Genomic DNA, 433 nt, shown 5'->3' with positions numbered 1-433 from the left:
GGCTTACTTCATCTACCTTGAATGTCTGCTTTTGGAACGGACTCAGTTCCAGAATGTCGTTAGTATGAATTCCGCGGAATTCAGTCTTTCCATGATAAACAATGTCCTTCCCGTGTCCTAGAGTGAAATAGACGATATTTATGCTGTATATTTTTCTTACCTTGTCGTATCCTTCTCCTCTGTTTATGTATTCAGTCACCAGTTTTGATGTTCCGAAAAGCATTCTTTGGAAGTAGGCATATTCGTTGTTGTTCTGCACTTCAATCAGGATAAGGTTTCCTTTTGAGTTTTCCGCCAGCATATCCACACGGTTATACTTGTCGAATTCCTCTTCCTGATTGCTTTCGCTTTCCAGCAGGTTCTTTATGGTTATTTTTTCGTTCAGTAGGGTAGTGAGCAGTCCTTCCAGTACCTGAAAGTTAGCCTTGTCCCT

Annotated in this window: 1 protein-coding gene; it reads right to left on the bottom strand. The window is 41.1% G+C overall.

The genetic code is table 11. From position 1 onward, the window contains the following. Positions 1 to 433, bottom strand: a 433-nt coding sequence (locus H6A61_RS15430; protein WP_204394793.1) for a PD-(D/E)XK nuclease family transposase, incomplete at both ends; no start/stop codon positions are given.

Origin of the sequence: Bacteroides caecigallinarum, from assembly GCF_016901995.1 — a bacterium.
GTDB classification, from domain to species: Bacteria; Bacteroidota; Bacteroidia; order Bacteroidales; family Bacteroidaceae; genus Phocaeicola; species Phocaeicola cellulolyticus.
Note: the sequence above shows the minus strand (reverse complement) of the source record. Positions and strands in the feature narration are given on the sequence as shown.